Consider the following 14051-nt stretch of genomic DNA (forward strand, 5'->3'; position numbering starts at 1 on the left):
GGCCGCGCCGCCGCGCCTTCGTCCCCGCGCCCGCCGGCCGAGCCGCGCCGCCGCCGCGCCTCCGTTCGCGCGCGCGCCGGCCGGGCCGCGCCGCCGCCGCGCCTTCGCCCCCACGCGTGCCCGCCGGGCCGCGCCGCCGCCCGCGGCGCGACGCGCGCACCGGATCGCGCCGCCGTGGCATCCTAACGACAGCTCCTCGTGGTCTGGCTCCTCGTCGCGCTCGCGAGCGCCGCCGCGCTCGCCACCGCCGGAGTGCTCCTGCTCGGCCGGGGCGACGGCATCCCTCGCGGACGGCTCGGCCGGCTCGCACGGCTCGGCCGGCTGTCGGCGCGGCTGTCGACGAGCTGGCTCGGCGCCACCGTGCGGCGCGCGTTCGCCGGCGCGACCGCGCGCGCACGCTACGCCGAACAGCGGCGGCGCCGCGACGCGGCGGCCATCGCGGACACGATGGGGCAGATGAAGGGCGCGCTGATGAAGCTCGGCCAGATGTTGTCCTTCGTGTCGGACGACATCCCGCCGGAGTACCGCGCCGCGCTCGCATCGTTGCAGACGCAAGCGCCTGCCGTCGACTTCGCCGTCGTCCGCGACGTCGCCGAGCGAGAGCTGGGCAAACCGCTCGAGCGCGCGTTCGCGCGCTTCGACGAGCGCCCGCTGGCGGCCGCGTCGATCGGCCAGGTCCACCGCGCGCGCCTGCCGGACGGGCGTTACGTTGCCGTCAAGGTCCAGTACCCGGGCGTCGCGGACGCGATCCGGGCGGACCTGGCGAACGTGGGCGTCCTCTACCGGATCGTCGGCCTGATGTACCCGGCCCTCGAACCGGGGCCGATCGTCGACGAGCTGCGCGCGCGCATCGGCGAGGAACTCGACTATGCACTCGAAGCGCGCAACCAGCGCGCGTTCTGCGACCTGTACCGCGACCATCCATTCATTCGCATCCCGGAGGTCATCGACGCGTACAGCACATCGCGGGTGCTGACCGCCGAGCTGGTCGCCGGCGAACGGTTCGACGACGTGGTCGGCGCGCCGCAGGCCGAACGCGATCGCTACGGCGAGATGCTCTACCGGTTCGCGTTCGGGTCGATCCTGCGCTGGGGCGTGTTCAACGGCGATCCCCATCCGGGCAACTACCTGTTCCAGGGAGACCGCATCGCATTCGTCGACTTCGGGTGCGTCAAGTACTTCCCGGAAGCGATGCTCGCCCGCTGGCAGGGACTGATGGAGGCGCACTTTGCCGGCGACCGCGCGGAATTCCGCGCCCGCGCGGTGGACCTGGGGTTCTTGCGGGCGGACGCGCCGATCGACGCCGGCGTGCTGTACGACTACTTCGGCTACTTCTACGAGCCGTTTCGCGAGGATCGCCCGTTTCGGTTCACGCCCGAGTACACGGCCCGGTCGCTCGGGATGGTGTTCAAACCCGAGGGTCGGTTCGCGAACGTCACCAAGCACACGAACATGCCGCGCGACTTCGTGTTCGCGAACCGGATCCAGTGGGGCGTGTACTCGATCTTGGCGAAGCTGCGCGCGCAAGCCAACTGGCACCGCATCTTGCGCGAGTACCTGTACGGCGACGCGCCGGCGACCGACCTGGGCCGCGCCGACGCCGCGCATCACCACGCCTGGTGCGCCGCGCGCGGGCTGCCCGCGGACGCGCCCCTCGTGCTGCGGCCGGACGGGCCGCGCCGCCGCGTCCCGGCCGCCGCGGCCAACTGATGCCGGCGGGCATCGGTGCGTGCCGGAACCTGTTAGTGGCGACTGCCGGGGCGACTCCGTACACTTGCCAGCGTACGCGCCGGCGCGCGGCGCGACCTGCCACACACGAGGAGCGCAATGTCCCGTACCCCCATGGCCCTGGCTCGCACCGCCGCGTTCGTCGCGTCGCTGGCCGCCTGCGCCGTCGACGGCGCCGACTACGGCTCGACCGGCGCGCCGATCCTCGGCGGCCAGTCCGGATCCGTCGGCCAGTTCCCGACGACCGTCGCCCTGTTCAACGGCGGCCTGTGCACCGGCACGCTGGTCGCGCCCGACTGGGTGCTGACCGCCGCGCACTGCGTCACGCCGTCGCTGCTCGGCGCCAGCTCCCAACAACAGGTCACCGACCAGACGACCATCATCCTCGATGCGACCTCGGTGTTCAGCGGCGGACGCCAGCTTCGGGCAGCCGACACGATCCCGCACCCCGGATTCAACGTCAACGCGCTCGGCGACAACGACATCGGCCTGGTGCGGCTGGCCGAGCCGGTGACCGATCGGGACCCGACACCGATCAACCGAATCGCCGCCGACGCGCCCGCCGGCATCCAGGTGCGGCAGGTCGGCTACGGCATGACGCAAGCCGGCAACCAGCAGTCGGCCGGTACCCTCAACTGGGTCGACAAGACGACCACGTCGTGCGCGCCGATGGGCCTGTCGGACGCGAACTTGCTGTGCTTCGCGCAAACCGACGGCAAGGGCAAGTGCAGCGGCGACAGCGGCGGACCGTCGTACGCGACGATCGGCGGCGTCGAGCGCGTCGTCGGCGTGACGTCGTTTGGCGACCAGAACTGCGCGGAGTTCGGCGCCGACACCCGCGTCGATGCGGAGTTGGACTTCCTGTTCGAGCACGCGCCCGAGCTGCAGTGCCAGGCCGACGGCGACTGCAACGACGCGTGCGGCACGGGCCAGCTGCCGGCCGACCCCGACTGCCCGCTGTGCGGCAGCGACAGCGACTGCGCCGACGGTGAGATCTGCAACGACGACGGCCACTGCGAGCCGGAGCCGTTTTCGCCCGGCGGCCTCGGCTCGCCGTGTGAAAACGCATCGGACTGCGCGTCGGGGCTGTGCGCGCAGGGTCCCGACGGCGGCCAGTGCACGGACCTGTGCCAACCCGACGGGAACAGCTGCCCCGACGGGTTCGAGTGCACGCCGGCGGGCGACACCGACGTGTGCTGGCCCGGCGCAGACGACGGCGGCGGTGGCTGTGCGGTCGGCGGCGCGGCGACGCAGGCGTGGTGGCTCGCCCTGTGCGCGCTCGTGGCGCTCGGCCGGCGGCGCCGCCGCGCATAGTGCACCCGCCCCGCAGGGCGACGGCGCGAGCCCGCCTTGCTGCCGGTCGGGGCGCGCGTGCGCCGGGGGCGCGCGGTCACGGCAGGTCGTAGCGCACCGCCGCGCCCAGTTGCACGGCCGCGCCGGCGACCGGCACCTCGCCGGCCACGACCCGGTACGCCGACAGCTCCGGCGCCACGCGCCAGCGCGCGCCGAGCCGCGCTTCGGCGCCGGCGAACCCGCCGAGCCACAGCCCCTGCGCGTGGCCGCCGGTGCGCGGCCAGAACAGGCCCCAGCCCGCCAGCGGCCCGACCGACACCGACCACCGCCGCGACAGCGGCCGGCTCGCGATGCCGGCCGCGCCCGCGAACAGGTGGATCGCGTCCACCGTGCCGGGGGTGTTCGCCGTGCGCGCGGCGGCGAGCGACGGCGCCACCGCCCACGACCAGCGGCCGCGCGCCACTCGCCAGGTCGCGTCGACCTGCGCGCCGGCGACGAACAACTTCGCGCCGACATCGACGTGCGGCGCGACGCCGCGGCGCGCCCACAGCTCCACGTGACCGATCGGCAGCTTGCCGTCCTGCTCGAAGTCGCGCATGGCGCCCACGCCGAGTGCGCCGCCGACCTGCCAGCGCCCGGGCGGCACCGGGTCGGCCGTTCGGTACACCGTGGTCGACGGACAGCCGGCCACGAACCCGGCGACCGCCGCCGCCGCGACCGCGCGCGCCGCGAGGTCAGCGCGCCTTCGGGTGCGCATCGAAAAACTCCACGATCAGGTCGTCCGCATCGAAGTCTCGCGTGACCGGGCCGACGCGATCCGCGCTGACGTACTGCCAGCCGCCCGGCCACGTGTGGCCGCCACCGTCGACGCGCACCAGTTCCACCGCGACCGCGCACCCCTGCCAGCGCACGCGCACCGAGGTCATGCCGTCGTCGGCCGTATCGGGCAACGGTTCCTCGGAAAAGGTGTCGGAGCAACCGTTTCGCGCACGCGCGCCGGCGAGCGTGTCGTCGACGCCGACCTTGCGCTTGCCATCCTTTTGCGCGCACGCCGCGGTCCCACCGCCGTACGCCCAGCACGGATCGGCCGTGCCGTGGATGTGCAACACGGCGACGCCGCCCGCGCACGCGCCCCCGGCCGCCGCGAACTGGTTGCCGCCGCCGACCGGCGCGATCGCCGCGAGCCGCTCGGGCCGTTCGCACGCGAGCCGGTAGACCATCGCCGCACCGTTGGAGATGCCGGTCGCGTACACGCGCGCCGCATCGATCGGCAGGATGCGCGCCAGCTCGGCGTGCAGGTCGTCGAAGTAGCCGACGTCGTCGGAGCCGGACGCGCAGGCGGCGCCGCTGGTGCACTGCCAATCGCCCGCGCCGCCGCCCGCGTTCCACGTGCGCAGGTTGCGCAGCGGCCGCGTGCCGACACCGTCGGGCTGGACGACCGCGTAGCCGGCCGCCAGCGCCTTGGCTCGCAGGCACGCCGGATCGCCGGCATCGCCGCCGGGGCACGTGAGCCGGTCCGCGCCGGTGCGGTTGCCGCCGCCACCGTGCAGCTCGAACACGATCGGCAGCGGCGACGCGCCGTCCCAGGCCGCCGGCACAGCGAGCGAAAACGCGCGGTCGAGGTAGCCCGGCATCGGGCACACCCGCTCGTCGCCCGGCGCGGCGTCGTCGCAGCGGTCGTACGGAAAGTCGCAGCCGCCCGCGACGAACGCGGCCAGCGTCGCGGCGATCGAGCATCCCGCCCGCGCGGCCCGTCGCATTCCGCTAGCCGACCGGGCGCGTCCCGGGCGCATATTTCAGCACGCGCACCCGCTCCATGGTGACCAGGCCTTCGTCGACCATCTCGTCGAGGATGGCGGTGAGTTGGTCCATCCGCGCCTCCGAGTCGACGACCTCGATGACCACCGGCAGATCCTCAGACAGCCGCAGGATCTGCGCCGTGTGCAGCACGCTGCGCGCGCCGAACCCCGCGACACCGCGAAACACGGTCGCGCCGGCGAAGCCCTCTTTGCGCAGCCGTTCGACCAGCGCAATGTGAAGTGGTTGCCGATGCCACCGATCCGACTCGCCGATGAAGATCCGCACGAGCAGTTGTTCGCCGTCGAGTACCCGCATGTTGCCTCCGCCGATCGCGTCACCCGCCGAGCAGCCACCGCGCGACCGCCCAGCCCGCCATGCTCGCGGCCAGGCAGCCGACCACGGTCCCGGCGACGTTGGCCGCCGCGACCGCCCACGCCCCGTCCTGCACGTAGCGCAGCGTCTCGTAGCTGAACGTCGAGTAGGTGGTAAAGCCGCCCATCGCGCCGGTCGTGAGCGCGAGGCGCGCATTGGGCGACAGCGACGTGTGCGTCGCCGCGTACATCAGCGCGGCCAGCACGAACGACCCGATCGCGTTGACCGCGAGCGTCCCGTAGGGGAACCCCGCGCCGAGCGCGCGCTGGATCCAGCCGGACAGCAGGTAGCGAGCGCCGCCGCCGACTCCGCTGCCGAAGCACACCCAGGCCAGGCGCTCCACGGTCACCTCGTTGCGCGCGTCCACGCGCACGCGAACGCGGATGTCGTGCCGTCCGACACGCCCGCACTGTATCACGCGGTCACCGCGCGCGGCGCGCAGCGCGGTGTGCCCGCCAGTCGCCGCTCGCGATCCGCGGCGCGCCGGCGGCCTGCGCCGCATCGAGCAGATAGGTCAACGCACGCTCGCCGCCCTCCAGGTCGACCGGTTCGCGCCGGTAGAACTCCGGGTGTCCCTCGAGTCGGTCGAGCGCCGCCAGCGTGCCGGCGTCCACCTCGTAGACCTCGCCGACCACCGCGGTCGCCCCGCCCGCGACCATCGCCGGGAACGCGCCGAGGTCGACCAGCTCGAACTCCGGCCGGGTCCGAGCGGCGCCCGCGTGCCGGGCGCGCGACAGCAGCGCGTGGTTCGGCTCGCCGGCCAGCAGCGTGCCATACACGAACACGCGGAATCGCTCCGGTCCGTCGCGCATGGCATCATTGTAATGACGCGCTCGCGGAGCGCCCACCCCTTCGCGTGGAGATGCACATGAACCACGTCACCGTTCGCGGCGGTTCCAGCGGATTCGCTCAAGACATCACCGTCGGCCCCCACCACCTCAAGGCCGACGAGCCCGTCGACCTCGGCGGCACCGACACCGGGCCGTCGCCCTACGACCTGCTGCTCGCCGCGCTCGGCGCGTGCACGTCGATGACGCTGCGCATGTACGCCGATCGCAAGGGCTGGCCGCTCGCCGGCGTCACCGTGACGCTCCGCCACGAGAAGATCCACGCGCGCGACTGCGCCGACTGCGAGACCAAGGTCGGCCGCATCGACCGGATCGAGCGCGTCATCGCGCTCGACGGCGACCTCGACGCCGACCAGCGCGAGCGACTGCTCGAGATCGCCGACAAGTGTCCGGTCCATCGCACGCTGCTGTCGGAGATTCGCATCGACACGCGACTCGCGTAGCCCGCGACGGCCTTTGCCGCCGGCGCGGCCCTGAACGCGCACGGATGGACCGCGCCGGTGACGGCGCCCCGGCGCCGCCGCGCGCGGGTCCGAGCCGGCATCGGCCCTGGCCCGGCGCCGCGGACCTCTTTACACTGGCGTCATGCCGCGGGCCGCACCGGGAGAGGTCGTAGGACGCGCCCGCTATCAGATCCTGCGACGGCTCGGCTCCGGCGCGATGGGAGTCGTCTACGAGGCGTTCGATCGCGAGCGCGGCGTTCCGGTCGCCGTCAAGATGCTCCGGCGCCTCGCCGGCGATCGGTTGCTGCGATTCAAGACGGAGTTCCGGGCGCTGCAAGACATCGCCCACCCGAACCTCGTCACACTCGGCGAGCTGTTCGAGGACGGCGGCCGCTGGTTCTTCACCATGGAACGGGTCGATGGCGTGCCGTTCCTCGACTACGTGCGCCCCGGCGAGGCCGGCGCCGCCTCGGCCCGCGCCGTCTCCGGCGGCGACCGCGCGCACCGCAGCGTGCAGCCGGCGCCGCCCGGCGCCGCGATCGCGCGGCCGAACGGCGCGGCGTGGCACGAGCGCCGGCTGCGCGGCAGCCTCGCCCAGATCGTCGATGGACTCGGCGCCCTGCACGCCGCCGGCAAGGTCCACCGCGATCTCAAGCCGTCCAACGTTCGCATCACGCCGGAGGGCCGCGCGGTGGTCCTGGACTTCGGCCTCGTCGCCGACGTGTCGCCCGGAGCACCCCACGGCGACCGGCAGGTCGTCGGCACGGCGGAGTACATGGCGCCGGAGCAGGCTGCATCCCGGCCGGTGAGCCCCGCGTCCGACTGGTACGCGCTGGGGGTCATGCTGTACGAGGCCCTCACCGGAACGCCGCCGCTTACGGGCCCGCCGCTGTCGGTGTTGCTGCGCAAACAGACCGAGGACCCGCCGCCGCCGCGGGCGCTCGCGGCCGGGGCACCGCCCGACCTCGACGCCCTGTGCTCGGCGCTGCTCGCGCGCGACCCGGACGCGCGCCCCGGAGCGGCGGACATCGCGCGCTGCCTGCGCACCGCGCGTCCGGCCGCGCCGCGCGAGCGCCGCACCATGGACGTGCCGTTCGTCGGCCGCGACGCCGAACGGGCCGAACTCGCCGCAGCCCTCGAGCGCGTCGCCGCCGGCGGTACCGAAGCGGTCGTCGTCGTCGGCGAAACCGGCGTGGGCAAGACGGCGCTCGCCAAGCAGTTCTGCATCGACGCGCAGCGACGGGGTGCTCTCGTCTTGTTCGGCCGCTGTTTCGAACGCGAGACCGTGCCGTTCAAAGGAATCGACGGCGTCATCGACGCGGTGTTCGGACACCTGCGCGAACTCGACGACGATGCCGCGTCGCTTGTGTTGCCGCGCGAGGTGGACGTGCTCGCGCAGACCTTTCCGGTGCTCGGGCAGATCGAAGCGGTCGCGAAGCGACTGGTCGCGGCGGAGTCGGCGGCGACCGACCGCGCGATCGACCCGGGCGCCGGCGCGCCGTCGTCGGCCGCCCTGCGCGCGGCGATCGACCCGGTCGAGCGGCGCATGCGGCTGTTTCGCGCGGTCAGAGACCTGTTCGCGCGCCTGTCGGCCGACCGGCCGGTCGTGGTCGCGATCGACGACCTGCACTGGGCGGACGCCGACAGCCTGCGCCTGCTGGGCGAGGTGTTGCGACCACCTCGCGCGCCGCGGGTGCTGGTGGTGGCCACCTCGCGCCCGCCACCGCCCGGCGCCGATGCGCTGCCCGTGCGGATGCGCGAGCTGCGCGTCACGGGGCTGGCGCCCGGCGACGCGCGCGAGCTGGTCGACCGGATCCTCGGCGGTCGCCGGTCGCCCGCAATCCGCGACCGGATCGCCGCAGAGACCGCCGGCCACCCGCTGTTCATCGCGGAACTCGCGCACCACTTCGCCCACGCCGCACCGGACGCGCCGCCCGCCGTCGACCTCGACCAGGCCGTCGCGGCGCGCGTCGCCCGGCTCGAGCCGGCGGCGCGTGACGTGCTGATCGGCGTGGCGCTCGCGGGGGCGCCGCTTTCGCAAGCCGTCGTCGAAGCGGCGGCGCGCATCGACGCGGCCACGTGTTCCCGCGCCGTCGAGACGCTGCGCGCGCAGCGGCTGGTGTCCACCTCCGGCAGTCGCCGCGGCGACACGGTCGAGCCGTACCACGACCGCATTCGCCAGTCGGTCGTCCACCGGCTCGATGCGGATGCGCGCGCGGCGTGGCACCGCCGCCTCGCAAGCGCGCTCGCTGCGGCCCGCGCGCCTCGCCACGACGAGGTGATGCACCACAGCCTTCGCGGCGGGGACCTCGCCCGCGCGCGCGAACACGCGATCCTCGCGGCCGGCGACGCGCGTCGGGCGCTCGCCTTCGAGCGCGAGGCGGCCCTGTGGCGGATCGCGCTCGACCTGAGCGCGGATGCCGGCGCGAGCGACCGCGCCCGCATGCTGGTGCGCCTCGCCGACGCACTCGTCCACGCGGGGCGCGCCGGCGACGCGGCCGATGCCTTCGTCGAGGCCGCGTCGCACTGCGCGGGCGACGAGGCGGCCGACCTCGAGCGGCGCGCCGCCGAGCAACTGCTGCGGTGCGGCCGCATGACCGAGGGCTACGCGCTGTTGCGCCGCATCGTTCGACGCGAGGGGCTGCCGTTTCCCGACACGCCGCGACGCGCGCTGTGGTCGCTCGTCGGCCAGCGCCTCCGCCTGCGCGCGCGCGGGCTGTCGTTCCGCGAGCGAAGCGAGGCGGACGCGGATCCGTCGCTGCTGCGCCGCGCCGACCTGTGCTGGAGCGCCGCCGCCGGCCTGAGCTTCGTCGACTCGATCCGCGGCGCCGGGTACCAGGCGCGGCAGCTTCGCCTGGCGCTCGCGGCGGGCGAGCCGTATCGGGTCGCACGCGGCCTCGCGCTCGAAGCCGGATTCGTCGCCAACACCGGCGGCACATCGCTCGGCCGCGCGCGCTCGCTCGCGGACCGCGCGTTGGCGCTCGCGCTGCGCACGGGCCGCCCCGACGCGATCGCCACGGCCGAGGGCGCGATCGCCACCGTCCTGTTCCACGCCGGATGCTGGCGCGAAAGTCGCAATCACGTCGACAGCGCGCTCGCTCGCTTTCGCGACGAGTGCACGGGCGTCGAAAAGGAACTCATCGCGATGCAACTCCTGCATCTGTCGTGCACGGCGATGCTTGGCGAAGTGGATGTGCTCGCCGAGCGCCTTCCCGACGCCCTCCGGCACGGGCGCGAACGCGGCGATCGGTTCGCGACCACGTCGTTCGCCACCGGTCTGGGCAATCTCGCGTGGCTGGCCGCCGGCGATCCGGCCGAGGCGCGCCGCCAGGCCGACGACGCGATCGCCCCGTGGCCGGAGGAGCCGTTCGTCATCCAGCACGCGCTCGACCTGCTCGCGCAGGTGAACATCGACCTGTACGAGGGACGCGCGGACGCGGCATGGCGCCGCGTGCAGCAGCGCTGGCCGGCGCTCGCGCGCTCGCTGCTGCTGCGCGCGGCGGTCCTGCGCGGCTTGCTCGTCCACGCCCGCGCGCGGGCCGCGCTGTCATCCGCCGCGCGTCGCGGCGCCGGCGCCGCCGACGGCCTGCGCGCGGCGTCGCGCGACGCGCGCACCGTCGCCCGGGTCGGCGCGCCGTGGGCCACCGGCGCAGCCGGGCTGGTGCGCGCGGGCATCGCGTACGTGCGCGGCGACCTCGACGCGGCCGTACGCCAGCTGACCGGCGCGATCGCCGATCTCGATGCCGCGGACACGCTGCTGTTCGCGCACCTCGCGCGCCGCCGGCTCGGCGAACTCGTCGGCGGCGACGCCGGGCGCGCCGAGATCGCGCGCGCGGACGCATGGCTCGCGCGCCACCGCGTCGCCGACGCCGGCGGGATGGCGCGCGCGCTGGTGCCGGGGATCTGCGCGTAGCCGCGGCGCGGGCGCCGCCGGCGGGGCCCGCGCCGGCTGCTTGCGCGCCGCCGGCGGGCGCGCCACATTGGCCGCGTGCGCTACGAAGGTCGCATCTTCCGGCCGCCGAGCGAGGCTGACGCCTACATCTTGCAGGCGACGATCGGTTGCTCATGGAACAATTGCACCTACTGCGACATGTACCGCGACAAGGCGTTCCGCGTGCGCGACCTCGACGAGGTGCTCACGGACGTGCGGGCGGCCAAACTCGCCTACGGGCCGGACGTGGAAAAGGTGTTCGTCGCCGACGGCGACGCGCTGGTCATGGACGTGGACCATTGGGAGACGATCCTGGCCGCGTGCCGCGACGCGTTTCCGCGGCTGCGCCGGGTGAGCGCCTACGCCACCGCGATGAACCTGCTCGACAAGTCGGTCGACGACCTGGTGCGCCTGCGCGCCGCCGGACTGTCGCTGCTGTACATCGGGCCGGAGTCGGGCGACGACGCCACGCTCAAGCGCATCGCCAAAGGGGCGACGTTCGCCGACCACGTCGAAGCGGCGCGGCGCGCACGGGCCGCGGGCATCGACCTGTCGGCGATTTTCTTGCTCGGCATCGCAGGCGTCGAACGGTCGGCCGAGCACGCGGCTGAGTCGGCGCGCCTCGCGAGCGAGATGGACCCCGCCTACGTGTCGTTGCTCACGCTGACGGTCGTGCCGGACACGCCGATCGCCAAACTGGCGCGGTCGGGGCGATTCGAGCTGCCGTCGGTGCGGCAGATGCTCGCGGAGCTGCGCACGTTCGTCGCGGAGGCGCGCCCGACGGACGCGGTATTCCGCACCAACCACGCGTCGAACTACCTGCCGCTGGCCGGCAACTTGCCGCGCGACCGGGACCGCATCGTCGCGGTGGTCGACCGCGCGCTGGCGGGCGACGTGCCGCTGCGCCCGGAGTGGGCGCGCGGTCTGTAACCGGGTGACGCGCGCAATGGGGGGCGATCCGCGCGCGCGGTGGGACGAGCGGCATGCGGCCGCGCGGCTGCGCGCGCCCGACCCGCTGCTGCTCGAGGCGGTCGACGGCGTCCCGCCCGGGCGCGCGCTCGACGTCGCGTGCGGCCTGGGCCGCCACGCGCTCGCGTTGGCCGCGCGCGGCTGGCGCGTGACGGCCGTGGACGTGTCCCCCGTGGCCGTGGAGCGCCTGCGCGCCGAGGCGGCCCGCCGCGGGCTCGCACGCCGCATCGACGCCGCGGTCGTCGACCTCGAGGCGGAGGCAGCGGCCGCCGTGCTGCCGCCGGGGCCGTTCGACCTCGTCGCGGTGCTGTATTTCGCGTGCCGGCCGCTGTGGCCGGCGCTCTGCGACGCCGTCCGGCCCGGCGGCCGCGTCGTCACCGCGGCGCACGTCGCGCCGCCCGGCGATCGGCCGCACCGCTACGCGCTCGCGCCGGGCGAGCTGGCCGCGCCGCTGCGGGCGCGCGGGTGGCGCATCGTGTGCGACCGCCTCGTCGCCGGCCGACACCGCGATCGGCCGGCGCAGGTCGCGCAGGTGATCGCGATTCGGCCGCCCGGCGCCCCGTAGCGGGCACGGGCCGGGCATCGTGCGCGGACACCCGCAGCCGGCCGGCGGCGTCAGATCGTCTCGTCGGTCGGCCCCGGCGGTTCGGGCGCAGCCGGGCCGCCGGGCTCGAATCGCTCGCCGGTCCACTGCCCGGACCGATCCCCCTTGTCGGTCCACCACTGGCCGTCGAACGTCGCCCCCCCGCGCCGGAACACGAGATATCCGCGCCCGCGCAGCGGCTCCGGCTCGGCGGGCTCCTGCCACTCGAACTCGAGGACGTTTCCCTCGAGCCGACCGGCGAAATAGCCGATCACCTCCTGGCCGTCCCGGTCGTAGACCCACACGCCGTGGACGTACGGCGCTCCGCGGTCGGGCTCGATCTCGATCTTTACCGGCCCGAAACTGGTGCGGAACAGGCCCGCCGCCCGCTCGGGCGCCATCGGCTCCGACGGCGGGGGCGCCGGGGCGGCCGTCGCCGACGTCGCGTAGGGCGACTGGCCGCCTGCACTCGCGGCCGCCAGCGCGACCGCCATCAGCAACAGCGCAACGCGCAGCCACATCGGTGCGAGCGTAGCACGTCCTCGCGGCGTGCGGAGCCGGAGCGGCCGGCGCCCGCATTGAAAAGGAGTGCCAATCGCGGTAGGTTTCGCTCCGCTTGCGCCAGGAACGGGCCCATAGCTCAGTTGGTTAGAGCTGCCGGCTCATAACCGGCTGGTCCCTGGTTCGAGTCCAGGTGGGCCCACCATGACAACAGGGAACCGCCCCGGAGGCTCACCGTTTTGAAAGACCAACTTCGCCTGCTCATCGAGCTCCAACGGTTCGACGCGCGCATCCAGGAGCTGCACCAGTCGATGCGCGCCCTGCCCGAGAAACTCGCGCCGGCCAAGCGCGACCTGGAGAAGCTCGAGGCGATGTTGCAAAACGAGCGCGACGAACTCGAGCGGACGGAGACGTGGCGGCGGGACCAGGAGTTCATCCTCAAGCAAGAGGAAGAGGCGATCAAGAAGGCCAAGGCAAAGCTGCAAGCGAGCAGCTCCGCCAAGGAATTCGCCGCGGCCAATCGCGAGCTCGAGGCGAAGCGCAAGAGCATGAGCGAGCGCGAGGAAGAGCTGCTCAAGGTCATCGACGCGATCGAGACGTCGCGCAAGACGCTGGCCGAGCACGAGGCCGACGTCCAGAAGCTGCGCGATACGGTGGCCGCGGAGGAGGCCGAGATCGCCGACAAGGTCGCGGAGCTGCAGAAACAGGTCGACGCGCTGCAGAGCGACCGCGACGCGGTGGCGACAAAGATCGACGCCGCCTGGCGCAAGCGCTACGAAGCCGTCGTCCAGCGGCGCGGGATCGCGATTGTGCCGATCGCCGACGGCGCGTGCAGCGGCTGCCACATGCGCGTGCCTCCGCAGCTCGCGAACGTGCTCGCGCGGGCCGAATCGCTCGAATCGTGCCCGTCGTGCCACCGCTTGCTCTACTCGCCGGACCTGCTCCCCGAGCAGAGCGACGACGGCGTGTCCGCCGCCGACTAGGAGGCCTCCGCGGCCGCCGGCCGGACCGCGCGCTCCCCGCACGCCGGCGACGGTTGGCTTTCGGCGCCGGGCGGTTATAGTGATCGCGTCACTCGCCGGAGCGGCCGAGGCGGTCGCCGGCGTTCTCTGGTAACGCGGGAGGAAAGTCCGAGCTTCACAGGGCAGGGTGCTGGCTAACGGCCAGTCGGGGTGACCCGAAGGAAAGTGCCACAGAAAGCAGACCGCCCGCGGTTCCTCCGGGACCGCGGGTAAGGGTGAAAGGGTGCGGTAAGAGCGCACCGCTCCTCCGGTGACGGAGGGGGCACGGCAAACCCCACCCGAAGCAAGACCAGATAGGGATCGCGTGGCCCGCGCAATGATCCCGGGTTGGTCGCTCGAGCCCGCCGGCAACGACGGGCCTAGAGGAATGGCCGCCACCGGCGGAGGGCAACCGAAGCCGGTACAGAACTCGGCTTATCGGCCGCTCCGACGAGGGACGCTTTGCGCGCGGCGCACTGGCGCACGCCCCGCCCGCGCGGCGCGCCGGGCGCGCGGCACACCCCCGCGCGGCGCCGGGCGCGCGGCACACGCCCGCGCGGCGCCGGGCGCGCGGCACACCCC

General features: G+C 74.1%; 14 protein-coding genes, 1 tRNA gene and 1 other RNA gene. 10 read left to right on the forward strand and 6 right to left on the reverse strand.

Going from position 1 to position 14051, the window contains the following annotated elements:
* The 3 genes from D6689_03230 to D6689_03240 form a co-directional block, all read left to right on the forward strand.
* On the forward strand, positions 1-186 hold a 186-nt coding region (locus tag D6689_03230; GenBank protein ID RMH44090.1), incomplete at its 5' end, for a hypothetical protein.
* Between the two features lie 12 nt (positions 187-198).
* Entirely contained in the window at positions 199-1710 is a 1512-nt protein-coding gene (locus D6689_03235) for an AarF/ABC1/UbiB kinase family protein (protein RMH44091.1), read from the forward strand.
* Between the two features lie 117 nt (positions 1711-1827).
* Entirely contained in the window at positions 1828-3042 is a 1215-nt protein-coding gene (locus tag D6689_03240; GenBank protein ID RMH44092.1) for a hypothetical protein, read from the forward strand.
* A gap of 76 nt (positions 3043-3118) precedes the next feature.
* On the opposite strand, the gene D6689_03245 is transcribed toward D6689_03240, so the two are convergent.
* From D6689_03245 to D6689_03265, 5 genes are read right to left on the reverse strand one after another with little or no spacing between them, the layout of a single operon-like run.
* Positions 3119-3778, reverse strand: a complete 660-nt coding sequence (locus tag D6689_03245; GenBank protein ID RMH44093.1) for a hypothetical protein — start codon at positions 3776-3778, stop codon at positions 3119-3121.
* Positions 3756-4781 carry a hypothetical protein gene (locus D6689_03250; protein RMH44094.1) on the reverse strand — a complete coding sequence of 342 codons (1026 nt, stop codon included), beginning with the start codon at positions 4779-4781 and terminating at the stop codon, positions 3756-3758. Before D6689_03250 ends, D6689_03245 begins: the two co-directional genes overlap by 23 nt.
* A gap of 4 nt (positions 4782-4785) precedes the next feature.
* The gene (locus D6689_03255) at positions 4786-5136 is read right to left on the reverse strand and encodes a DUF190 domain-containing protein (protein ID RMH44095.1); all 351 of its coding nucleotides are present in this window, start codon (positions 5134-5136) and stop codon (positions 4786-4788) included.
* A gap of 19 nt (positions 5137-5155) precedes the next feature.
* Positions 5156-5695, reverse strand: a complete 540-nt coding sequence (gene crcB / locus D6689_03260) for a fluoride efflux transporter CrcB (GenBank protein ID RMH44096.1) — start codon at positions 5693-5695, stop codon at positions 5156-5158.
* Positions 5616-6005, reverse strand: a complete 390-nt coding sequence (locus D6689_03265; protein RMH44097.1) for a gamma-glutamylcyclotransferase — start codon at positions 6003-6005, stop codon at positions 5616-5618. The genes crcB and D6689_03265 overlap by 80 nt, the downstream gene beginning before the upstream one ends.
* A gap of 50 nt (positions 6006-6055) precedes the next feature.
* On the opposite strand from D6689_03265, the gene D6689_03270 reads away from it, so the two are divergent.
* From D6689_03270 to D6689_03285, 4 genes are all read left to right on the forward strand, one after another.
* Complete coding sequence (locus tag D6689_03270) at positions 6056-6484, forward strand: OsmC family peroxiredoxin (protein RMH44103.1); 429 nt, start codon at positions 6056-6058, stop codon at positions 6482-6484.
* A 142-nt stretch (positions 6485-6626) separates the two neighbouring features.
* Entirely contained in the window at positions 6627-10397 is a 3771-nt protein-coding gene (locus tag D6689_03275; GenBank protein RMH44098.1) for a serine/threonine-protein kinase PknK, read from the forward strand.
* Between the two features lie 75 nt (positions 10398-10472).
* On the forward strand, positions 10473-11345 hold the full coding sequence (locus D6689_03280) for a radical SAM protein (protein ID RMH44099.1): 873 nt from the start codon (positions 10473-10475) through the stop codon (positions 11343-11345).
* 16 nt (positions 11346-11361) lie between these two features.
* Positions 11362-11949, forward strand: a complete 588-nt coding sequence (locus D6689_03285) for a methyltransferase domain-containing protein (protein RMH44100.1) — start codon at positions 11362-11364, stop codon at positions 11947-11949.
* Between the two features lie 50 nt (positions 11950-11999).
* On the opposite strand, the gene D6689_03290 is transcribed toward D6689_03285, so the two are convergent.
* Positions 12000-12488, reverse strand: a complete 489-nt coding sequence (locus D6689_03290; GenBank protein ID RMH44101.1) for a hypothetical protein — start codon at positions 12486-12488, stop codon at positions 12000-12002.
* 108 nt (positions 12489-12596) lie between these two features.
* Here D6689_03290 and D6689_03295 point away from each other — a divergent pair.
* The 3 genes from D6689_03295 to rnpB all read left to right on the forward strand — a co-directional run bounded on the left by D6689_03295 (position 12597) and on the right by rnpB (position 13923).
* A tRNA-Met gene (locus D6689_03295) sits at positions 12597-12673 on the forward strand.
* A gap of 34 nt (positions 12674-12707) precedes the next feature.
* The gene (locus D6689_03300; protein ID RMH44102.1) at positions 12708-13451 is read left to right on the forward strand and encodes a hypothetical protein; all 744 of its coding nucleotides are present in this window, start codon (positions 12708-12710) and stop codon (positions 13449-13451) included.
* A gap of 96 nt (positions 13452-13547) precedes the next feature.
* Positions 13548-13923: RNase P RNA component class A (gene rnpB / locus D6689_03305), an RNA gene on the forward strand.
* Positions 13924-14051: the final 128 nt, after the last annotated feature.

The organism is Deltaproteobacteria bacterium (assembly GCA_003696105.1).
GTDB lineage: Bacteria > Myxococcota_A > Polyangia > Haliangiales > J016 > J016.